Raw genomic sequence first — 21,228 nt, 5'->3', positions numbered from 1 at the left:
TAATAACATAGTATTAAGTTTTTCTATTTTATATACTTTTAAGCTATTTATATTTAAAATATGTTTAACAAAATGATAAAGGAATAAGCGATGATAATCACCATAGCCAATGAAAAAGGAGGGAGCGGTAAATCCACTTTGTGCTTGAACTTGTGCGTTCAATTATTGCTAGACAAGAAAGATATTGCCGCACTAGACACTGATAGCCAAAAGAGTTTGGAAGTGTTTAACAATATTAGGAGTGAAACAATTTTGCCCAATTTCACGCTCTTTAACCGCACAGGAAACATTACAGACACCTTAAAACAGATGACGGATAAATACGAATACATCCTTATTGACACTAAGGGCGAACACTCCAAAGAAAGCCAAAGGGCTATGCTATTGAGCGATTGGGTGCTAATACCAACCACGCCAAGCCAACTAGACACAGCGGTGCTATTAGACATGCTAGAAAGGATTAGAGACATCCAAGCGTTGAATGAAAACTTAAAAGCTTGTATTGTAATGAATCGCATCCCTACTATCCCCACCCTTAAAGAGAAAAAAGCCCTCATTGATTTCATCAACCAAAATAACGCTAATGAGAGCGTGTTTTTAATGGATAACATATTAAGCGAAAGGATAGCCTATAAGCGTTCGGTGAGTGAAGGTATGGGTGTGATGGAATACAATGACAATAAGGCTAAAAACGAATGGTCTCAATTCTATGATGAATTGATCGGGTATTTAGGGGGCAAAAAATGAAAGGGTAGAATTAGTTTAATTCTAAATAACGCTTAATTGTGTTATGATATTAAAAACAATCTACTTTAAAGGCTAAATATGGAATTTAAAAACACTAAAAAAGACAGGCTGAGCGATTTAGAAAACCGCTTTGAGAATGCCAACAAGCATGAAACAAACAAACATGAAAAAGAAGACAGGAAAAAAGCCCACACGCTCTATATTTCAGAGAAAGTGATGCATAGCGTAGAAGAGTATTTGAATGAATTTGGAGCGTTCAGAGAAAATAAAAGCGTGTTTGTTCAAGACGCTATTGTTTTTTATTTAGAACACAAGAAAAAAGAAATGAAGCAAATGCTTTTAGATAAGGCGAGCAAGTTGTGATTTTATGGTGTTTTCATACCAATTTTCATACCAAGGATCTTAAATGAAAAATCCAAGACTTTTAAAGTTGAGAGCTTTAGCATGTTTAATGGGATTAGGCGTGAGTGGGTGCGCGTTTGTAGATAAGCAAATTTTAAACGACCACTTGACTAAGGCTAAAAATAACCCAAAATACGATTGCCAAAAAGAAATGTGGTCCTTCCCTAAAAAATACAATGGAATAGAGCAATGCTTAAAGACTCAAGAAGAGCTTATTGAACCAATCATCACTAAAAAGATTGATCAATATCAATGCGATGATTTCACTAATGAAGGCTTAAAAGATAAGTGCTTTAAAAGAAACGATGCCTACTTAAACACTCTTCTAACGCCCATCATTCAAAAACAAGAGCGTCGTTTTAGCTGCTCTGATTTCCATAACCCAGAGTTACAAGAACAATGCAAGGATAAAACTAACGCTTATGAAAAACAAAAAGACCAACAAAAAAGGCTAATCAATCTCGCGCAATTAGAAGCGTTTGAAAAAGAATACGCACAATACAAACCATACATTATCCCTTATTTCACCAAAGAATGCGTTAAAAATTCGCCCCATTTAGCTAACAAGGAAAGACTATGCCAAAAAGAAGTGCATGAAAAATTTCACGACCCTTATTCTAGCTCTAAAGAATTGAGCGTTCAATCGGCTATTTCTTTTTGCATTAAAAAAGTTGATCCAAAATTAGAAAAAGCCGCTCTGATGAATGGCATTTTTATAAGCCCTTATAAAAAATCCACCCATTGCCAAAGAACGCATTTAGAGGATAAGAGCTTGAAAGAAATCGCTTTGAATATGAACCCTAAATTAGAAAAGCAAAGCCCTTTTATTGATGCAGACAGGTTGGCTATGCAATCTGCGGGGTTATTGAGAAAGAATAAAGATGTCTTGATCGCTTTTGCTGCAGATATTTGCATGGAGCGTAACGAACACAAAAAAGGAGAGTTTATCAGCCTTAAAGAGAGTTGCACCCAATCGCAAGCCAAACTCTATAACAACAAAGAGCGCTTTGATAAATTCATACAAGATTACCAAAAAGACTTAAAAACTTGCCTTTTAGACACTTCTAACACTAAAGAAGAAGTGGAGCAAAATGTTTCACAATGCCAAAAAGAGCAATTGAGGGACGATAACAAAGGCTTCACTTTAGAAGAGTTGGTTCAAAAATACGCTAAGTGAAGTTATTTAATTTTATGAAATGGTTTTAAAAATCCATTTCATAGTTATTGTTAGGGTTTGTGGGTTCATTAGTGGTTTTGTTAAAATCTTTGAGTGGTATTTTTTTGAGTGCGTTTGTGTTTTCTTGCGTGTCTTGTGTAACGGCTGTGATTTGATGGTTATTTTGCAAGTTTTCTAAAGCTATGCTTGCACTTTTTGATAGGGTTTTAAAGCATTGCAATTCTTTCTGTAAAAAATTAAGCGATTTTTCACAGCGTTTGATGATTTTATCCTTTTGCCCTCTTTCATAAATGGGCAAATCATTTTCATTAGCTTGCGTTAAAAATTTCAAATCTTTTGATAGCTCCATCGCTCTATTCTCTAAGAATTCTTTTCGCTTCTTAGCAAAACAATAATTTTCCTCTTCAAGTCTTTTTAAATGTTCTAAAAGATTGAGCCAAACTTGTTTGTCTAATAAATTGTCTTGTGGGTTAGAATTTTTAACACTATCATCTATCTTTTTCATTTCAAACCTAGCAATATTAACAAGTAAAGCGCTATTTTTAAAAAACTTAGCCACTAAAAACATATTACTTTTATCAGTCAAACTTAAATTTTGATAATTCATAATACCTAAAAAATTCAAAAGCTCTTTGCGAAATACTATGTCTATCGCTTTTAAAATCTAAAGCAATTTTTTCTAAATTTTTAACAATGTTTTTACTTGTGAAAACTTTACTCATGCTTTTTAATTTAGTGTAAAGCTCAAAGCGTTTTTTTGAATGGGATAGATCAATTTCTAAATCTTTGCTAAATTCTTCCTTTAAGGCTCTTAAATCTTTATAATCTTTTTCTAAATCTATAATCTTTTTTTGTGTGGCAAAAAGTTTTTTGGTGGTATAAAGATAGTCTTTTATTAAAGGGCTTTTATAAACAGCTAATTTTTGAATTTTTTTATAAGTGTTTTTAGGAGTTAAAGACTCTTTATTTAACCATTTTATTTCTTTAAGTTGCCTATTAAGTTCTTTTTCATTTGTAGGGGGCGTGAATTTTTCTTTTTCCCAATGTGTTTTTTCTAATAGATTTTTTAGACTATCTAAATGATCAAATAGAGCATTTTCTCTTTTTTTCAAGCTTTCTATTTGAGAAGTTGCGCTACCCAAAACTTTATAAAAATAGTTTTCATGCCTAAAACTCTTATTGTTTCTAGCTTGTGTTTCTAGCGTATCTAACTCTGTTTCTATATTTTTAATCGCCTTATGAATATTGGGCGTGTTAGAATATTGCAATTCGCCTTTTGAGTTAGCAAATAAATAATCTTTAAATGTTTCTCTTAGTGTGTGGTAAAACTCTTTACAGCTGTCTTTAGAATGAAAGCGTAGTTGCTTATTGGTAATTTTGTTAGTTTTGTTGATAATCACATGCACATGCGGATTGTTTTGGTGCGCATGGAGTTTCATTATGAAAGGATAATCATAACCTAGCGTGTTAGTGAGTGTTTGATACACGCTTAATTCCAAAATTTTTAAATTTTTTTCATTACAATTTTCATCAATGCTAAATACCAGATGTAAAGCGCAATTTTTAATACGGATATTCTTTTCTAATATTCTTTCAAATTGCTCATTCCATTGCTCTGCTATATCATTATAATTAACCCTACTAAAAAATTCATCTCTCACTAGCTCACCATGTTTAGCGATATAATCCATCGCCCTTTTTGAATGCAAGCGTGTCATATTGCCTATGTTTTTGATGACCACTTGTTTTTGCGGCTCTCTTAAACGCATGAAGTTTTCTTGTGTGAGTTGGGTTAAATTTTTAGCAAACTTTTCTGCTTCCTTATGGTAGCGTTTAGTATAAGTGTATCGTATCTTAAGCGTCTTTTTAGGCTTGATGATCTCATAATCAAAAAGCTCATCGCTTTCAAAATCTTTGCTATAACTTTTTTCTAACGCCATTTTATTGTAATTTTATCCTCTCAAAAACTTTGCCGCTTGTTTTAATTTATTAGCTCTTATTCTACATTATTATTCCCCCTTTTTAAAGTGCAGGATAACACTTCAATTCCGTAAAAATTGAAGTCAATTTGACCTTGCAGGTGGCTAAAACACGCAATTAAAAGCTATTCTTAAATCAAACTTAATCAAAAAAACTTATTTTAAAACTTTCAATTTACTCTTTTAAGATCATTTTTTACAAGAATTTGGGCTATAATCTTTCTTGACAAGAAAAAGGGGGAGAGAGATAAAATAAAAAAGCGTTTGTAATGCGTGCGATTTTTTGATTGAGGGGCAAAGACTCAATGCAAATAGTGCTAAAGGTTATGACAAGTTGCGCTAAAATGAAAACGAGTTGCGCTAACTATCTTTTATTAAAAAGGAGTTCAATATGTCAAAGATTATTACAGATTACTCACAATACAATGAAAAGCAACTGCAACATTTTTTAAACTCCATTGAAAAACAACTGCTTAAGGCAGAAGGGGATAAAAATAAAGCGATAAAAAAAATCCAAGAGTGTGAATTGCAAGAACAAATGATCAGACAAGTTTTAGCCCAAAAACATTCTCAAGAAAAAGAACCCACGCAAAGCTTGTTAAATACGATCGCCTCAAAAGATGACCCAGAATACGATGTTTCGTTTGGAGACTTCAATGATTTTTTACAAATAGCGAAACAAGAAAGAGAAAGGCATGATGCTTAAAGTCAGAGCTAAGAAAGATTTTCTTAAAGACTTTAATAAGCATATCTTATCCGGGCGTATTACAGAAAGCGATGTTACAAGCGTTGTTGATTGTCTCAAAGAACAAAAACCACTCCAACAAAAATATTGCGACCATGCTTTGAGTGGCAATCTTAAAGGGTTGAGAGAATGCCATGTCAAACCAAACTTGTTATTGATTTATGAAATCAAAAAACAAGAAAACGAACTTGTCTTATTGCGTCTAGACACTCATAGCGAGCTATTTAAAAAGTAATCAAACAATATGCAAGAAAATTTATCCACACAACCATCCGCGCTAAATTTTAATTTAAATCGCGCTAACTTTAAAATAAAACATGCTAATTTCTAAAAATAAGCTATGCTAAGCCACACTACAAAAACGTTAATCTTTATTTTAAATCTTACTCATGCAAGTCTGTGCTATAAATCAACGTATTTCTTTTAATAACAAGGATAAGGAGTTGTAGAAAGCGATTTTTAAAAAGCAATTAAAAATACTCGTGCAAACTTTTTTAATTCATCAAAACACTTCTTCATTGGGCTTGACTTCCCAGTTAATACGAGAGAGTAATTCTTGATTTTTGAAATAATAATTCGCTTTTAATTTTAAGGGTTTAGCCTTATGACCGCTCACTAAAATGATCACTTCATCTTTATCAATATTCATAATATCTTGCGCGCTCAATAAGTCCCACGCCTCTTTTCCTATACTAGAAGTCCCTCCAGTAATGAGCTGTCCTTTTTCTGTAGAATGGCTTCGTGTTTTTCTAGTCATCTTACCGACTTCTTCGCTCACTTGTTTAGCGTATTCTAAATCATCCATTTTGAAAATTATTTTGTAAGCCACGGTGCTATTAATAATTCTTGCATCTTCTCTGCTATAATATTTTTCAATAAGAGCGTTGGATTGCGTGATAAAAATTAAAACCACACCATAGCTCCTACTCAATGCTGGCATTTCTAATAAAAAAGGCAATTTACCAAAACGCACAAATTCATCTAAAAAGAGATAAACCCTTTCTTCAAATTTCTTACTCTCTTTCAATAAAAGATTTTTAGCAATACTTTCCAAAAGGATACGGATAAGCGGTGCGAGCGTGTCAATATCTGTTTGAGCGATTTTAATATAGAGTGAAATATTGTCAGCCCTTAAATCCTCGTATTCAAAACTCATGCTGTCTGTAGCGCTTTTAACTTGATAGCTTGTAAAGACTTGCATAAAACGGCTATAAACTGATTTAATGCTCGCAAACTCTTTATCATTCGCCTTAGCCCATTTGTTCGCTTCGTTTCTAATAATAGGATCTAACATGCCCTCTTTCATTATAATATTGCCTTGATTGTCTTTTTCTAAAGTATTCACAGAGCCATCATAATTTTTAGGATTTTCTGGGTCAGTATAGACTTGTTCGGCTACTTGTTTATACCATAGCAATTCCACATTGACATTAGGTTTCATTTTTTTAACGCCATTTTCTACTTTAGCCATATAACGCCCATTCTCTTTAATAAAACCATTATCGCTACTTTGACATTCATATAATTCAGTATAAAATCGGCTTTGTGGATTGATTAAGGGGACATAATTTTTTATAGGAGCGCTTGCAATTTCAAAAAAGGTGCTAGTGTTATGCACGCACAAATCATAAAGAGCGTAAAAGACAAATAAATTTTTAGCTTGCTGTGTCCAATGAGGGTCTTTATTTGCCCCATCTTCAGCAAAAATAGTATTACCCACTTCATCTACAAGCCTTCGCTTTCTGTTAAAATCTAATTTTTCTATAATGCGTTTATCAAACGGATTGAATTTAAGCGTGTTGTCATTTCCCAAGGGATCAAATACAAAAATTTTATTTTTTAAAACTTGTTGTCTGTAACCAGCCGTTAAATCAAATAACTCCCCTTTAATATCTAACACCACACAAGAGCTAGGCACATTTAAAAGATTAGGCACAGCCACAGCTGCGGTTTTACCACTTCCAGGAGGAGCGATAATTAAAGTAGAAAGCGGAGCATCATAATAAGTAGGCTTAAGCGAATTTAATCCTTTATATAGCCCCACACAAAAACCTTTGTCAAAATTTAAAGTCATAGGATAACTTTTAGAAGAACCTAGCGTAAAGACATCTTTGTAAGCCTTAGGAAGAATTTTAGTGTAATAATCTTTTTGAATGCTATTAAGCTTATGAAATAAATTGCTAGTTTTATCTTTAAATCTATCTTTTAATGTTTTGGATTTTTCTCTCATTTAAAATAATCCTTTTAGATATTTCATAAATAGCGTTAGTTTTACACTTAAAAATCCCCTAAATACAAAGATTAAGACACAAATCACTACTAAAAAGGATAAGATCGTAAAGAAAACCTTAGGTCTTTTCTTGGCAAGTTGATAAACTTTATAAAATATACACCCTGTGAAAATAGGCAATAGCGTAAAGCTAGAGACAACAAGCATTAGAGGTAAAAACAAAATTAAGAACAAGCCTTTAAAAATATTAAAAATCCTATATTCGTATTTAATAATATCTTTCATTTCAGCCCAAACTGCCTTGCCATGACTATCCATATTGCGCCCATTAAAAAACAAGTAGGCTGTCAAAAATAGCGGTAATAACGCACAAAAGAATGAAAAATAAATCTCAAATTTAAAATGGGGAAAATTATGTAGGTTAAGAATAATTTTTTTTAGATAGTTATAGCTCGCTAAAAAACTAGGAAAATCTAAGAAATAATGCGATACACCTAAAAAAATAAAAGGAATGGCTAAAATAGAAATGATATAGCAATAAGGTTTATAAATTTGCATTTATTCTACTTTGATTTTACTATCTAATAAACTCATAAAATGCATAAAATCATTCTCAAAACTCTCATCTTTCATGAACTCTTCAAACTCCTCTTCGCTTTTAGCCCAAACTTCACTAACATATTCCATTAAAAGAGTGAAATTTTCTTGCAAATTTTCTTGCAATATTTTTGCTTGGTTTTCATCTTTTAGAAAATGGGGGGCGTTGATAATGCTTTGAGAATTTTTAATAATAGACGCCATTTTTTCTAAATAATTTCTAATTAAATCAATATCAGTTTCATTTGTCATAAATTCATCCCTTTAAAATTTTTCTTATCCCCTTTTAAACAATGCGCTACGATGAAAGCGCTCTTTTTGATAGCTAGGTTTAAAATTTTTGTTTTTTCACTCCAAGCTTTCAGTTGCGTTTCAATATCTTGCAATAAGCCCAAATGGATAACATTTTCTCCTAAAAGTGCCGCATTATTTAAATGGTAAGCGATCTGGTTAAAATTAGAACAAGTCGCATTCAATGAGCTATATAACATCGCTAAACTGCCTAAAGTGCTTGTGATTTTTTGCTGTTTGTAGAAACTAATTTGACTATTTAAAATAAGATTTTCTACAATTTTGGTGTAAGACTTGTTGTGCCTAGTCTTTAAATCATTTAAAATTTGCACACATCTAACATCCAATAAAAATTCCATCCTTTTAGCGCCCTCTTTTTGTTTAGATTTCCTATAAAGTCTTGGATTTTTCATAGCATCAACTCCTTTTTAAATTCGCTTTTAACATTTAAAACATCATCAATTATCCTATCGCTACCTTTTTTTTTGATCTGGATAACATAGTCCATACCAGTGCAAAAATAATCTAAAAGCGTTTCTTTAGGGGTAGGCTTACCTCCTTTATTCAAGTTGATATTTTGACAAATAGCTACAAAAGCATCTACCACACTATTAGCATGTAAGGTACTTATCATTCCGCTATGCCCGGTATTTGCTAAACGCAAAAATAACGCAGTGTTATGCGTGTCAATTTCGCCTAATAATAATCTATCAGGAGACATTCTCATAGCCGCATTTAAGCCATCTTCATAAGTAAAAAACCCGCTCCCGCTTTTATCCACTAAAATATTGACTTGATCTTCGTTACTGATTTTTAATTCAGGACTATCTTCAATAGTAACTACCCTTTCGTTTTTGGGAATATTTTCAATCAAAGAATTAACAAAGCTAGTCTTACCGCTAGCTGTGCCACCACTGATTAAGATATTTTTACCTGCACTTACTAAGCCAAGTAAAAAATCATAGGTAATGTTTTTAGCCAGACATTTCTCACTTAATTTAAAGGCGTTAATTTCAAACTTGAAATTGCTAGGCACTCTGATATTGATAGAGATATTAGAACTAGCAATAATGCTAGGGTGTAATGCGTTAATTCTAATTTGCGTGTAAGGCAAAGAAGTGTTTAACTTAGGCGTTTTTAGAGTGAATTTTTGGTTTCTAAAAATGGCTAATTGCTCACAGAAAACCAACAAATAATCATTAGTAAATTTTTCATTAAAACACCTCACTTTTTCTTTTGGGCGGTGCAAGAAATACTCTTTTTCTTTATTAAAAACCACTTCATTTAAATTAGGCTGGCTTAAAATAGGCATAAAGTCATCAAGGTAACTTTTTAAAAGATTAGAAACCATTATAGCTCTCCTTGATGATTATCAAAATCCCTTAACATTTTTCTTTGAAGCCCAATGCGCTCTTTTTCCCTTTTATCTTCTATTCTTTTAGCTAAAGAATAGAGATGGTGGATTTTAGAAAGCCTTTTATTATTAGCTTTAATCTCCAAGTTTTTTTCACAATTTTCGTGCTTTTCCAGTAAGTATTCTTGATAAATTTTATGGCTTGTGAGTTTTAGATTAGATAACTCTTTTTCTAAATCTAGTTTATCTAATTCATTAAGCTCTAGTTTTAATAATTTGTCTAGTTTTTCTTTCATAATTGTTTCCTTAAGTTTTCCAATTCTTTTAATAAATTATTGAGTTCTTGCTGTTTTTGTTCGCACAACCTATAAGTCTCATCAAATTTCTTTTGAATTTCAACATTTTTGCTCACATAGGAGGCATAAAAATCTAAATCCTTAATTTTAGAATTTCTAGGCTTTTTAGGTTTTTTATCTTTTTTAGGCGCTTCTAAAGTGGGTTGCTCTTCATTTAAAGGAGCAAGCTTTTTATCGCAATTAAAATTTTCATCAATCATTGTTATAAGTCCTTTCTATATCAAAAATAATTTCAAGCGGTTTCTCGTTTTGGATAATCTTTTTTGAAAAATGCTCTTCAGTATTTAAAATTTCTGAAACCAGCCTTTCAGTAATCCTTGCTTGCATTCTGGATCTTAACTCTTTGGTTTCATTTTCTAGGCGTTTATCCATAACTTTTCTTAATTCCATTTGCGCCTCTACTACTTTTTTGCAAAGCTCCACATATTCTGCATCTTTGCTTTCTTCTAGAGTGTTCAATAATTCTTCTTCAGGGTTGAATTCCATTGGTAATCCTTATGTTTAATATTGTATTTTAATTTTACACTATTTAGAATAAAATTATTCTTAATAATGCTATTTTGTATTATTGTTTTGCTCCTTTTCTTCATTAAAAAATTTCGCTAAGACCTCATTGTTTTTAGGGATAGGAAACCAAATATCCGTATTAGGACTAATGAAGATATGGCTTCCTTCTCTAATAGTGATAATGGGCTTAATCCTGATTTGCTCTCGCATGATTTGAGCGATAATGTTATTCAGGCTGATACCAGTTTGCCTCGTCATTTGCATCATCATGTAATCTCCAAAATAGTTTTGATTGAAACCGCCTCTTTTGTTTTTCATCGCTTCGGTAAGACCGCTAGTAAGTCCTATGAGTAGCCCGTTTGACAAAGTGCTTAAGGATAAGGGGATACCATAGCGTTCCCAATATTTGTTATGGAGCGTGCCTATTATGCCGTTATAGCCCTTGACATCAGCTCCCTTAGCATCGCTTAGTATGATATTGACCCCTTGTGGCGTGATTATCCTATTCCAAGCAATTTCTAATCGGTATTCTCCTATTTTGTTATTGGAGTTGTAATAACCTATAGCTCTACTCCCTTTAGGGATTAAAACCGCTCTACCCATCGTTGCGTATATATCGCTCTCCACTTGAGCGACTATCTTACTCCCCCCTATTTCACTGCTAATAGGAGTGATCAGAATGGCTGGGATCATCCTGTCAGCTGTAATCGTTCTTAAAAGTTTGTTTTCACTGCTCGCTACATTTTTTCTTTTAAAATTTTTAAAACCGCTAGAGCCGTATTCTTTTTCAAGTTCTTGTTTTTCTTTGGATTTTGTGTTAGAAACACTATTTTTTATAGAGATTGGAGGTTGCGTTTCTTTTTGGCTGCTAATACGAGACGCTAAAATCACCAGGCGGGATTTTTCATCTTCGTTAGCGGTATTGTAGTTGGAAGGATTGGAGGTAACAGTAGGTTTGGTTTTAAGTATATCTTTTGGTAAGTTTGGTAAATTATTAACTTGTTTTTGAGTGGCTATAATATTGCAATCATCATCTATTAAATTACCCTTACTATCTGTTATCTGACCCTTACAAGATTTTTTAATTCTTTCTTCTTTAATTTCTTGTTTAACGACATTGTTCTGTGGTAGGATTTTCTTTTCATCCGCTTTTTTGTAGAGATAGTCAGAGATTGGAAACTTACCTTTAACATATTTTTTCACTGCTTTAGGCGAGCTATCATCATAAAGGAAAAACCATGTGCAAAAAATAAGCATCAAAACAATAAAGATACTTACAATCGGTGCGTTTCTAATTACTATAAAAAAGCCCATTATTTTTTAATCTCTTTAATAGGGTCCGCTTGATTTTGTTTTTTGGTGTTATTTAGCCCCTTTTGATGCTTCTCTAAACCATCAGTGGTTTTTAGTCTTTCAATATAGGGGATAGGCACGCAATATTGGGTTTTGATGGTGTGTTTTTTAGCGTTCTTTTTCAAATCTTTTTGCAAAGGCTTAGGAGCTTTTATGATGTTTTTAACCTCTTCTAAAGTCTTAACTTCTTCTTCATTTAAGGCTCGGCATTTTTCATTTGGAGTTTGGTTTTTGATTTGAGCTAACAACTCCGTTACGCTAATGGCATTTTTAGGTTGAGGCGTAGTGTCTTCAATCAAGTGGATGTTGTTTCGTTTGGCTTTCATGGCTTCATCTTGTTCTAAAAGCCTTTTTAAAAGCATGAAGTCCTTAGACTTTTGGTATTTGCGCTTGTCTCTTCTTACGCACACGTATTCCTTACCGCTCCTTAAAGTCCATTTTTTAGAAATGTCTTCAGCAATAATGTAATTCCCTACCACACGGCTATTGATAGGATTATCATACCCATCTACAACCTTATAGGTGTAAGGAAATTTTGAAAAGGCTTGATCCCTGTCATATCTAAAATAAGTGTATTTGCCATCATCAAAGACATCTAGCGCCTTTATATCAAGTGCGTCATCACTGGGTTTTTTATAGAGCCACAAACTCCACCAGGTGCGTTTGTGTTTGGGGTTTTGCAAATAACCACGATTGATTTTAGCTTTTTCAATGAAAATGTGATTGACTTCATCTCCAATTCTTATAAACTTGCCATCATCAATTTCCTTGCTCTCATAATTGATTTTTCTGTAGTCAAGCTTGTGCTTATCTTGTTTATTGGAGTTATCTGTTTCTGTTTTAGCCAATTGTTCTTGTTCCCTTTTTTCTAACTTGCTCTTAGACAAAATATTGAGCTTACCGATAGATCTTTTATTAGAAACAAACACTGAAAAATAGCTTTGAAACTTGCTGGTGTAAGTGGTGCTAAACAAGTAAAAGGTATAAATTGTGCCGCTCGCTCCGACTACGGTTAGGTTCGTATCCACCCCTATAAGCAAGGGTTTGATCACTAGCATGTTGGATAAATCGTAATGATCATTAGTGGGGTAAGTGAGTTCAAAACCGCTAGGATCTCCTAAGCTTACATAGATAATAGGATCATTATCAAAAATAAAAGTGGTAGTCATCGCATAGCGTAAGCGGATTTTGTTGGTGTTGCCTGCCACATATAAGACATTGAAATTATTGTCTTGCAATTTTCTATTTTTAGAAAAATACACGCTCTGTAAGGCTTTTAAATCCATAAGTTGTTTGGCTTTTTCTTTGTTTTCTTGTTCTTTGAAACTTTCTAAACTATCAGATTTTGCTGGGATAAGATTGTTGTTTTCTTTGCCATGTTCAAAAGAACTTGTAGGATCAGTTTCATTTGCATTGTTCCTAAAAATATCCTCTTCAGCGTTAAGTAAAGCGCAATACAAAAATAGCGATAGAGTAAATTTTTTCATTATTGTTCCTTAACATCTTTATATTGGCTCATGTGAGGGTCTTTTTTCTCGGTATGGATAATCCTAGATTTCACACCATCATCTTTGACTTTATTTTTCTCATCTAAATCTTTTAAAATCGCAATTTCAGTTACATCATAACCTGTAACAATAAAGCCTGTAGGGTTTAAGGGAACAGATTTTGTATCAATTTCAATAGGTTCAAATTCAAAGGTCATAATTATTCTATAACGCTTTTTGCTTTCTAACTTTTCTTTATTAAAAAGTTGTGCGGATATTTCAATATTGGCTTGGGTTTTACTGATTAAAGCGATATTGATAATGCTAATTTTTTGTGTTAGATTTACATTAGTGTAAATGCTATGTTCATAAGAAACCAGTTTTTCAAAAAAATCCCACACTTCAAATGCGCTTTGCAACCTAATGGTTTCGTGGGCTATTTCGTTTTGCTCTTTTATACTTGAAATATTTTCTCTATTATTGACATAAGACGCTACCAATTGTCTCACAAGCGCTTGATTGGCGCGGATGCTCTTGTCTGCTCTTTTGACTATGGCAAAATTTTGTGTAGCGTTTGAAAAGGTTACTAAATACGGCACTTTTTCTTTTAACGGCAATAAGCATACAATAATAATGGCTTCTATAAGGGCTAGAGCAAAAAAGAACACCGCACTGCTAAAAATCCAATCGCCAATTTTACGCTCTGCTTGAAAAAGCACATCAGCTTCTTTGACTCCATCAAACAGCATAGTGCTTTGTAACATATCACGCTTTTTTAAGCCAACTTTTTTTAAAAATCCATTGAGTGTTTTTTCTCTTTGTGTCTTTTGTTGCTCTTTGGCTTTAGCTTTGACTTGTTCTTCAAGCTCTTCTTCGTTTATTGCTTTAGCCTTAACATATTTTTCCCAATCATCGCCATATTTTTCTTTTAATCTTTCTTCTAAAACCTTAGGCAACTCCCATGCGCTCACGCAAACTTTTTCCATTTTATGCCTTAAAGCCTTTTTGAAGATTCTCTAAGTTCGTGCAAGGGCTTTTATACATTTCATATTGTTTATTAGAGCAACCCACAAGAATAATTATTACATAGCAAATAGATACAAGTTTTAATACCATCACTTATCCTTTTTAGGCATTTTTTTACTATGTTCTTCTATAAACCTCATGCACGCAAACTTGTCTTTTTTTGTCATATCAGAAGCTTTTATTTGAAGAGTTTTTTCTATAGTTTCTACAAAATTAAGTTGTTTTTCAGTGGGAGGTATCATTTCTTTTTTTGTAGCAGAAGCGTTGTTATTGCTATTATTTCTATATAAGTTAGAAATTTCTGTACCTAATTTCTTTTGGATATTTTGCATTAAATCAAGATAAGCGCTTTTACCATCTTCTATAATCATATCTAGCATTTCTTCTAATTTTTTGGTAAAACTATCATCCACTTTAGAAATAGCAATCCATTGTGTTTGGCTATCATTTAAGAAGAAATCAACGATGCTTTTACCCAAAGCCGTGGGCGTGATCTTTCTATTTTTGCCCTCTAATGTGATGTAATTTTTGTTTTTTAAGATCTCAAATACACTTGTATAAGTGCTAGGTCTTCCTATACCATAGGTCTCCATCATTGCAATAAAAGTGCTTTCAGTATAAGGGCTAGGAGCTTTAGTTTTTATTTCTTTGATATTAAAATCTAAAATAGGCATTTGAGTTTTTAATTGCAAGCTAGAAAAATCAAGATCGCTTTCAATCTCTTCTTCATCTTTCTTTTCTTCTTCTAAATCTTTAATCGCTTTAAAACCTTTAGATTTGAGTTGGCTAAAACTGCATTTAAAGCTGTGCGTTTTTACCTTAAAGTTTAAAGTTGTGTTTTCATAAATAGCGTTTTTGCTTTGAGAACAAATGGTGTTAAAAAAGATAAGCGTATAAACTTTTAAATCATCAATATCTGTAATATTGTGTTCCTCACACACTTTTTTAAGATCTTCATAGCAGTGAGGGTGTGTAATTCTTATAGCCTCATGCGCTTCAGCTTGCGAATTTTTACCAGCCCTATATTCTCTGTATTCATACACGCTAGGATAAATACTTTCAAAAAACACTTTATGCTCTTGCAAGTATTCTTTACTTAACGCTTCGCTATCGGTGCGAATATAAGTAATCAATCCAGCTTCAAAAAGTTTTTGGGCGTGTTCTTGGATTTGCTTAACGCCCATTTCTAAAATTCTAGCCCCATCTTTTAAAAGATTGGAAGTGGTGAAAGGTTTAGGTGGAGTTTTTTCTTTATCTTTTTGCTCTATTGCGTCTAAAAAAGCTAATGGGTTAAGATTGTTTTTTAAGTCATTTAAAAAATTTTGGGCTAATTCTTTAGTCTCAAACACTTTCCTTTTATCCTCTTCTACTAAAGCAATAGAGATTTGAGAACCTAGCGCATCAATAATAGCTTCTATGCTATAACTTAATTTCTCATCATTATTCTTTTGCTCAAAGGCTTGGATTTTTCTGTCTAATTCTACTAGAATGGAAAGAGCAGGGGTTTGAACCCTACCAGCACTCACTTCAAAATTCTTAATGTTTTTGCGCAAATAAGGCGTTAAAGTAAAACCTATAAATTGATCGCTTACAATCCTACCTAGCCAGCTATAATAGAGATTGGGATTGCTTTGAGAAAATAGCACAGCATTATTCAAGCCTTTTTCCACACCGCTTTTTGTGATTTCATGAAACTCCGTGCGATAAATTGTTTTAGCCAGATTTTTGATTTTTTCATAAAATTTATAGCCTATGCCATAACCTTCTCTATCAGGGTCAGTAGCAATATAGACTACTTTATCTTTACATTGATTGATCATGTAATTGATATGAGTGGATCTATCTTTTTTCTTATCTGTGCTTTTTTTGATTTCAAAAATAGGGTTAAATTCTTTACTCACTTCAATATTGACTAGCTCAACAAAATGCCCACCAGTTGCAAAAACAAATGAACTTCCTGTTAATTCTTTGATTTTAATGATTTTATTAGGACTTTCTATGATAAATACGCAGTTTTTATACATATTGAACTTTCTCGCTTTCTTTTTTAATTTTAGTTTTTAAATACTCTTCCTTGTAAGTTTCTTGGTTTGTTTTTTTAAGGTCATTGAGGATTTTTCTATTACCAGCATTGCTATCAAGGATATAAAGTAGTTCTTGCAAATCTTTTTTTAAATCAATTTCAATAAAAGCTGAAGCGTTTGTAACGATATTTTTTACTAGTACTTGTCTGGCTCTCATATCCGTGTTGTGCAAGAAATTGATTTCACTATCGCTTAATGGGACGCCACATTCTATTAATTCATCAGTATCTTTTGTGGGGTAGATAATCACTTGAGAAAGGTTGCCTATCAAACTCTTTGCTTTATCAATGCCTAATTCTTTGACTTGAGATATTTTTTGAAACGCCATGCAAAGTGTTCCGTTGATCTTTCTAGCTTGAGCGAGCGCGTTAGTGATATAGGCAAACATTATAGGATGCATAATGTAGTCTTTAGTTTCATCAATGAATAGGAAAAAAGGTTTGTTGTGTTCCTTTGCTTCAAAAAACAATTTGTGGAACAAATACATAGCAATTAGCCCCATAAGTTTTTTATCATGAGCAAAAACATCCATATTGATCACGCTTAAAGGACTTTTAGAAAAATCCAAACAATCTTGAAAATTTTTAAAATAGACTTTTTCCCCTTGTGATTTTAAAATCTCATTAAAATCTTGTTCGCTAGAGCCTAAATTTTTGGCAATTTCTAATAAGTTTATTTGATTTTTTTGTTCACCCATGTAATTATAAGTATCTCTAATAACCTTATCTATAGACTGAGAAGCCTTATTATCTTGTTGGTTATCGCTATCAATGTTAAGCATGAATTTAATCCAGTTTGCCAGAAATTGCCTATTTTCTTCTGTATCTTTTAAACTGAAAGGGTTGATGTAAAAACCACCATCTGTATTAGCAGTATTGTATTGCCCTTCAAAAAAGTCAGTCATAATCTCTAAACCATTCATTCTGTCAAGAGCCACCACGCTCATATCGTATTTAGTTAGTAAGTTGGCGATTAAAAAACTAATAAAAGTGGATTTACTGCTCCCTGTGCTACCAATTATCATGGTATGCCCTACAACATTGTCGTTTCTATCTCTACCTTGCTTAGCTTGAAAATTGAAAAAGTGGGCTGATCCATTTTGATTTTTAAACACGCTGACAGGACAATCCCCCCAACTATTTTCTTTAAAGCCTTCTTGATATTTTTCAAACATAATCAAACTAGCAATATTTTGACTAGTTTGAGGTCTTAGGCGTGAATTTAAAAAATTTCTTTCAGGAAAAAATGAAAAAAATATAGGACGCATATTGATGCTTTCTAAAACCGCTGAAAAGCCTTCTTTCTTCAAAGTGTTATATACAATAATTGATTTTTCATCTAATTCTTTTTTGGAATTAGCAAAAACCATAATTGATAAACTAACCTTTTGTATTTGCACCCTATCAGTAGAAACCATTTATTCTAAATCGTCTATATTTTGATAGCTAATGTTTTTAGAGCGTTTTTTACGCTCTCTAATGAAAAACAAAGCTCTTTCTTTATCCATAGTTTCTATAGTAAGAAAAATATCTAAGCTAAATTTTTCACACAAAAGATTAGATAAAGCCAAAGAAGTGATATTATCCACATCATAAGCTTTCACAGCAATAAAACGCTTAAAAGTCTCTATTCCGTTAAAGTCGTGTATAAAGTGGTCTTTTTTAAAATACAAATGAGATTGGATATTCCCATCGCTCAATCGTCCTTGCTTGTATTTAAGATCACAATAATGACCATTACAATATTCGGCGTATAAATTCAATAAAGCGTCTGAACTTAAAAATTTAGGCTCAAAGTCTGTTAATACAGAACTCATCTTATTTAAAATTTCAGATAGAAGAGTTGCTTTATCTTGCAATTCTTTATTTTCTATTGCATTCTTTTTCACTTTATATGAGTTTTTAGGATTATCTTTTAATGGCTCTTCTTCATCATTGTTTTTATATTTATCAGTAGTCATTTTAGCTTTCCACTTTTCTAAAAGCCCTTTTATATTGACGCTTTTTGTTTCAATAATTAAATAGTAAGTTGTGATATAAAATTCTTTATTTTTTTCATAAGTATTAACAATTTTTTTAGCGTATTTACTCACACCATCTTTGTTGTAAATGGTTTGAGTTTTTATATTTCTTCGTTTAGCAACAATTCTTAGCGTAACACCATCTATCAATTCATTCAAAGCTTGTGTTCTGTATAAAAATTGTGTAGCCACCTCTTCTTTATCAAAATTTGAATAAGTTATTCCACATAAAGATATTGCTCCTACTAAGTTTCCTTTATGCGTTAACACAAACTTTTCATCAAATTTCCCATTGATATTGTTTTCTTGAACTAAAGAATATTGGCTAGGAATACAAAAATTTAAAAAATTAAAAATAAGTCTTTTAAAACCCTCTAAACCAAGAAACATTTTTAAAACCCTTTAAGCATAATATTCTTTAGTGTCATTTTTTAGCGTTAGGTTTGCCAAGATAATGTTTGTAATATCTTCATCAAAAAATTCTAATATGTAAAACATTGTTACCAATGCTACCAATAGCACCACGCCATACAATAAAGACCACACAAACAAGAAAGAAGCGCTCAAAAAAGAAATTATCCAACTATTCATATTAAGCTTTAAAAACTTCTCTTTTTTAGATATTTCTCTAACATTGATGGTCTCTACATAATTTAAAATCATTCACCCAACTCCAAATAATTTAGTGGCAATCGTTTGGGCGTTTGCAATAGCGATAGTGGCTAAAATTATTCCTATACATTTCCACGCAATTTCTCCTAACCTGTCTAGGTTTTTAACTACATAAATACCCACACAAATCACAATAATTGCACCTATTGCTTTCATAAAAGGACCGCTAGTAAAATTGATGATTGTTTGCAATGCATTAGACTGCCACACGCCAGTGCCACTTGCCAACAATAAATTGGGCATAGCTAACAGCATAAAATACAAAGCTCTTTCTTTGAAATTTTTACATTTCATAATCTACTCCTTGAATTGGTTTTTCATTTTCTTTTGTGTTGTTTTGTGAGATTGTTTGTTCTTGTGGTTTTATTAAGGATAAGCACTCATTTTTTAGAGCTTCTAATTTTTCTTTTTTCTCACCATCAAAAAACAAAGATTGTCTCTCTATTCTTTCTAAAAAGTTTTTTATCATTTCATTATTGATATGATTATTACCGATCAAATTGGTTAGTTTTAAGTCATCGTTACAATCCTTAGAATATGGGATAAAAACATTAGGCATATTTCCTGTATGTTTATAAATGATTTCTTCACTAATCTGTGTATAGATTTGTCCGTTTTTATCATTGTCATAGGCTAAAACAATATTTAAAGACAAATCAGGTTTATTTACAGGCTCAGGCTCTGTGGTTTGGATTTGCTTGTTCTGCGTAAATAGATTACTCATTGCTTGTTGTTTTAAATGGGTTAAATCCATAATGCGCCCTTTTAAAATAATAGGCGTTGCATCATTAGGGCTTTTATAATACGCCCTTGATTGATCCACAGAAACTTTTTTATCTATGTAATCATAAATACCCAAAGCCTTAGCGCAAAGATTGTTAAAGGCACTAAAATCATCGTTACAATTAAAATCTTGACCTATAGGTTGTTGTGTAGGGATAATGATTCTAAATCTTTCAGCAATGTGTCCGTGCTTTTCTTTATTATGGTTTCTTGATGGGATAATAAGCGTTTCTATGCCATGTTTTTTAAAGAGACTTTTAGTTTCTTCTAGGCTAATATTAGGTTTATCTTTGTCATTATCTATATCAAAAATAAGCAAGTTAGAAAAGCCTTTGGTGTTATGGGTATTTCTATAGTTATTCTTATAGATCGCGCTTGAATAATGGTAGTTTGTAATCACCTTAACTAATTCATCTAAACTTTTTACGCTTTCATTAACCCAATCTTTAGCTGGCATAAAATCTGTGCTACTAGGATATTTAGCCCTTGAAAAATGGATAGTTAAATTATCTCTAGTGGTGTTTGTTTTATTTTCAATTTTTGTTTGAGTGCCTTTATACAATTCAAAACTCTGAGCCTTTTTAAGATAGTCAGCGTATTCTTTGCTTTTAGATTGCTCAATGTCGCTCAATAATTTTTCTAAAAAAGCGTCCAATTTCTCAGCATTAAATTGCCCATTACAGCTTAACAGAATACTCTCACAAGCATTGAGCTTTCTTAGTTGCAAATAACTCATGCTATCAATAATGCTTTCACTCAAAACAATATTTTTAACCAGCTTTAAATCCTTAGGGGTCAGCATTTCTATACCTTTTTCCCCCTTATTTAAAGCATTGATAGGTCTGCTTAATACTTGATTATTTAAGCTAGTCATAGGATTTTCCAAGCGTCTAGTGTAAGAAATGATCTCATTAGAATGGCTATTTTTGGAATATAAGAAGTTAGGCACACACATGTTATTATGTTTGTCTTTTTTTAAAGAGTGGTTATAGACTAAAAACAGATTACCATTAAGCTTTCTTTTTTCTAACATTTTGGAATTGGTTAAATCATAAAGTTCAAATTGATTGAATTTATCAATAATTTTTTGTTGCTCTTTAGATTTATCCGCTTCTTTACTGGCTAGTCTAAGAGTATTTTCTTTTATGGTGTTATCATTTACGCTTAAGCCTTGCGTAAAACCCATTAAATCTAAATTTCTGTTCTTACAAAAATTGATAATATTGCCGCTATCAGCTTTATTGTCACAGTTTAAATAAAACCATTGAAAATTAGCGTTTTGTCTTACAAGAAGCTTTTCATTGCTATTACCATAAACTTTCCAAATTTTAGTGCTTTTTTGTGCGTTCAATCTATAACCATTTCTTTCTAAAAGGCTATCTAGTGGTAAGTGTATAGCGTTCTTTACATAAGCCATA

Annotated in this window: 20 protein-coding genes and 2 pseudogenes; 5 read left to right on the top strand and 17 right to left on the bottom strand. The window is 32.2% G+C overall.

What is annotated here, in order from left to right; translation table 11 throughout:
• The first annotated feature begins 90 nt into the window (after window positions 1–90).
• The 3 genes from AYS37_RS06960 (at window position 91) to AYS37_RS06950 (ending at window position 2,326) form a co-directional block, all read left to right on the top strand.
• Entirely contained in the window at window positions 91–747 is a 657-nt protein-coding gene (locus tag AYS37_RS06960) for an AAA family ATPase (protein ID WP_000587372.1), read from the top strand.
• 78 nt (window positions 748–825) lie between these two features.
• Complete coding sequence (locus AYS37_RS06955; RefSeq protein ID WP_000394634.1) at window positions 826–1,110, top strand: hypothetical protein; 285 nt, start codon at window positions 826–828, stop codon at window positions 1,108–1,110.
• Window positions 1,111–1,153: 43 nt separating this feature from the next.
• A complete protein-coding gene (locus tag AYS37_RS06950; protein WP_000795407.1) occupies window positions 1,154–2,326 on the top strand; it encodes a hypothetical protein in 1,173 nt (390 codons plus the stop codon).
• Window positions 2,327–2,351: 25 nt separating this feature from the next.
• On the opposite strand, the pseudogene AYS37_RS06945 reads toward AYS37_RS06950, so the two are convergent.
• Window positions 2,352–4,266 (bottom strand): annotated as a pseudogene (locus AYS37_RS06945) (relaxase/mobilization nuclease domain-containing protein).
• 430 nt (window positions 4,267–4,696) lie between these two features.
• Here AYS37_RS06945 and AYS37_RS06940 point away from each other — a divergent pair.
• Window positions 4,697–5,011 carry a hypothetical protein gene (locus AYS37_RS06940; protein WP_000034786.1) on the top strand — a complete coding sequence of 105 codons (315 nt, stop codon included), beginning with the start codon at window positions 4,697–4,699 and terminating at the stop codon, window positions 5,009–5,011.
• On the top strand, window positions 5,004–5,285 hold the full coding sequence (locus AYS37_RS06935) for a type II toxin-antitoxin system RelE/ParE family toxin (RefSeq protein ID WP_001874769.1): 282 nt from the start codon (window positions 5,004–5,006) through the stop codon (window positions 5,283–5,285). Before AYS37_RS06940 ends, AYS37_RS06935 begins: the two co-directional genes overlap by 8 nt.
• A 267-nt stretch (window positions 5,286–5,552) precedes the next feature.
• Here AYS37_RS06935 and AYS37_RS06930 read toward each other — a convergent pair whose 3' ends face one another.
• The 16 genes and pseudogenes from AYS37_RS06930 to AYS37_RS06855 form a co-directional block, all read right to left on the bottom strand.
• Window positions 5,553–7,280, bottom strand: a complete 1,728-nt coding sequence (locus AYS37_RS06930) for a type IV secretory system conjugative DNA transfer family protein (protein ID WP_001208454.1) — start codon at window positions 7,278–7,280, stop codon at window positions 5,553–5,555.
• On the bottom strand, window positions 7,281–7,838 hold the full coding sequence (locus AYS37_RS06925; RefSeq protein WP_001167775.1) for a hypothetical protein: 558 nt from the start codon (window positions 7,836–7,838) through the stop codon (window positions 7,281–7,283).
• Window positions 7,839–8,129 (bottom strand): hypothetical protein, encoded by a 291-nt coding sequence (locus tag AYS37_RS06920; RefSeq protein WP_000180699.1) that lies wholly within the window; start codon window positions 8,127–8,129, stop codon window positions 7,839–7,841.
• Window positions 8,126–8,581, bottom strand: coding sequence for a hypothetical protein (locus AYS37_RS06915; protein WP_000795429.1), 456 nt, complete (start codon window positions 8,579–8,581; stop codon window positions 8,126–8,128). The genes AYS37_RS06920 and AYS37_RS06915 overlap by 4 nt, the downstream gene beginning before the upstream one ends.
• Entirely contained in the window at window positions 8,578–9,519 is a 942-nt protein-coding gene (locus tag AYS37_RS06910; RefSeq protein WP_000254420.1) for a CpaF/VirB11 family protein, read from the bottom strand. The genes AYS37_RS06915 and AYS37_RS06910 overlap by 4 nt, the downstream gene beginning before the upstream one ends.
• On the bottom strand, window positions 9,519–9,818 hold the full coding sequence (locus AYS37_RS06905; RefSeq protein WP_000660143.1) for a hypothetical protein: 300 nt from the start codon (window positions 9,816–9,818) through the stop codon (window positions 9,519–9,521). The genes AYS37_RS06910 and AYS37_RS06905 overlap by 1 nt, the downstream gene beginning before the upstream one ends.
• The gene (locus tag AYS37_RS06900) at window positions 9,815–10,078 is read right to left on the bottom strand and encodes a hypothetical protein (protein ID WP_000564651.1); all 264 of its coding nucleotides are present in this window, start codon (window positions 10,076–10,078) and stop codon (window positions 9,815–9,817) included. Before AYS37_RS06900 ends, AYS37_RS06905 begins: the two co-directional genes overlap by 4 nt.
• Window positions 10,071–10,364 carry a hypothetical protein gene (locus AYS37_RS06895; protein ID WP_000395557.1) on the bottom strand — a complete coding sequence of 98 codons (294 nt, stop codon included), beginning with the start codon at window positions 10,362–10,364 and terminating at the stop codon, window positions 10,071–10,073. Before AYS37_RS06895 ends, AYS37_RS06900 begins: the two co-directional genes overlap by 8 nt.
• Before the next feature lie 69 nt (window positions 10,365–10,433).
• On the bottom strand, window positions 10,434–11,699 hold the full coding sequence (locus AYS37_RS06890) for a DNA type IV secretion system protein ComB10 (protein ID WP_000505414.1): 1,266 nt from the start codon (window positions 11,697–11,699) through the stop codon (window positions 10,434–10,436).
• Window positions 11,699–13,225 carry a TrbG/VirB9 family P-type conjugative transfer protein gene (locus AYS37_RS06885; protein ID WP_000714762.1) on the bottom strand — a complete coding sequence of 509 codons (1,527 nt, stop codon included), beginning with the start codon at window positions 13,223–13,225 and terminating at the stop codon, window positions 11,699–11,701. The genes AYS37_RS06890 and AYS37_RS06885 overlap by 1 nt, the downstream gene beginning before the upstream one ends.
• Window positions 13,225–14,211, bottom strand: coding sequence for a VirB8 family type IV secretion system protein (locus AYS37_RS06880; protein ID WP_000416500.1), 987 nt, complete (start codon window positions 14,209–14,211; stop codon window positions 13,225–13,227). Before AYS37_RS06880 ends, AYS37_RS06885 begins: the two co-directional genes overlap by 1 nt.
• A gap of 129 nt (window positions 14,212–14,340) precedes the next feature.
• Entirely contained in the window at window positions 14,341–16,275 is a 1,935-nt protein-coding gene (locus AYS37_RS06875; protein WP_000277575.1) for a type IA DNA topoisomerase, read from the bottom strand.
• Window positions 16,268–18,745, bottom strand: a pseudogene (locus AYS37_RS06870) (VirB4 family type IV secretion/conjugal transfer ATPase). Before AYS37_RS06870 ends, AYS37_RS06875 begins: the two are co-directional and overlap by 8 nt.
• Window positions 18,746–18,757: 12 nt before the next feature.
• Complete coding sequence (locus tag AYS37_RS06865) at window positions 18,758–19,018, bottom strand: hypothetical protein (protein ID WP_000602757.1); 261 nt, start codon at window positions 19,016–19,018, stop codon at window positions 18,758–18,760.
• Window positions 19,019–19,321: a TrbC/VirB2 family protein gene (locus tag AYS37_RS06860; protein WP_000649852.1), complete on the bottom strand. Its 303-nt coding sequence runs from the start codon at window positions 19,319–19,321 to the stop codon at window positions 19,019–19,021.
• Window positions 19,311–21,227 carry a toprim domain-containing protein gene (locus AYS37_RS06855; RefSeq protein WP_000332144.1) on the bottom strand — a complete coding sequence of 639 codons (1,917 nt, stop codon included), beginning with the start codon at window positions 21,225–21,227 and terminating at the stop codon, window positions 19,311–19,313. Before AYS37_RS06855 ends, AYS37_RS06860 begins: the two co-directional genes overlap by 11 nt.
• Between the last annotated feature and the right edge of the window lies 1 nt (window position 21,228).

The sequence above is a fragment of the Helicobacter pylori NQ4053 genome (genome assembly GCF_000274605.1).
Classification (GTDB): domain Bacteria; phylum Campylobacterota; class Campylobacteria; order Campylobacterales; family Helicobacteraceae; genus Helicobacter; species Helicobacter pylori_CV.
The sequence above is the reverse complement of the archived record's forward strand: the minus strand, read 5'-3'. Positions and strand labels throughout refer to the sequence as shown.

Bases quoted from the DNA above. Each gene is read 5' to 3' on its own strand.
- AYS37_RS06885 (WP_000714762.1), bottom strand. From the start codon at position 13,225: ATGAAAAAATTTACTCTATCGCTATTTTTGTATTGCGCTTTACTTAAC.
- AYS37_RS06865 (WP_000602757.1), bottom strand. From the start codon at position 19,018: ATGATTTTAAATTATGTAGAGACCATCAATGTTAGAGAAATATCTAAA.
- AYS37_RS06950 (WP_000795407.1), top strand. From the start codon at position 1,154: ATGAAAAATCCAAGACTTTTAAAGTTGAGAGCTTTAGCATGTTTAATG.
- AYS37_RS06955 (WP_000394634.1), top strand. From the start codon at position 826: ATGGAATTTAAAAACACTAAAAAAGACAGGCTGAGCGATTTAGAAAAC.
- AYS37_RS06890 (WP_000505414.1), bottom strand. From the start codon at position 11,699: ATGGGCTTTTTTATAGTAATTAGAAACGCACCGATTGTAAGTATCTTT.
- AYS37_RS06910 (WP_000254420.1), bottom strand. From the start codon at position 9,519: ATGGTTTCTAATCTTTTAAAAAGTTACCTTGATGACTTTATGCCTATT.
- AYS37_RS06930 (WP_001208454.1), bottom strand. From the start codon at position 7,280: ATGAGAGAAAAATCCAAAACATTAAAAGATAGATTTAAAGATAAAACT.
- AYS37_RS06915 (WP_000795429.1), bottom strand. From the start codon at position 8,581: ATGAAAAATCCAAGACTTTATAGGAAATCTAAACAAAAAGAGGGCGCT.
- AYS37_RS06875 (WP_000277575.1), bottom strand. From the start codon at position 16,275: ATGTATAAAAACTGCGTATTTATCATAGAAAGTCCTAATAAAATCATT.
- AYS37_RS06920 (WP_000180699.1), bottom strand. From the start codon at position 8,129: ATGACAAATGAAACTGATATTGATTTAATTAGAAATTATTTAGAAAAA.
- AYS37_RS06940 (WP_000034786.1), top strand. From the start codon at position 4,697: ATGTCAAAGATTATTACAGATTACTCACAATACAATGAAAAGCAACTG.
- AYS37_RS06880 (WP_000416500.1), bottom strand. From the start codon at position 14,211: ATGGAAAAAGTTTGCGTGAGCGCATGGGAGTTGCCTAAGGTTTTAGAA.
- AYS37_RS06895 (WP_000395557.1), bottom strand. From the start codon at position 10,364: ATGGAATTCAACCCTGAAGAAGAATTATTGAACACTCTAGAAGAAAGC.
- AYS37_RS06925 (WP_001167775.1), bottom strand. From the start codon at position 7,838: ATGCAAATTTATAAACCTTATTGCTATATCATTTCTATTTTAGCCATT.
- AYS37_RS06935 (WP_001874769.1), top strand. From the start codon at position 5,004: ATGCTTAAAGTCAGAGCTAAGAAAGATTTTCTTAAAGACTTTAATAAG.
- AYS37_RS06860 (WP_000649852.1), bottom strand. From the start codon at position 19,321: ATGAAATGTAAAAATTTCAAAGAAAGAGCTTTGTATTTTATGCTGTTA.
- AYS37_RS06855 (WP_000332144.1), bottom strand. From the start codon at position 21,227: ATGGCTTATGTAAAGAACGCTATACACTTACCACTAGATAGCCTTTTA.
- AYS37_RS06905 (WP_000660143.1), bottom strand. From the start codon at position 9,818: ATGAAAGAAAAACTAGACAAATTATTAAAACTAGAGCTTAATGAATTA.
- AYS37_RS06960 (WP_000587372.1), top strand. From the start codon at position 91: ATGATAATCACCATAGCCAATGAAAAAGGAGGGAGCGGTAAATCCACT.
- AYS37_RS06900 (WP_000564651.1), bottom strand. From the start codon at position 10,078: ATGATTGATGAAAATTTTAATTGCGATAAAAAGCTTGCTCCTTTAAAT.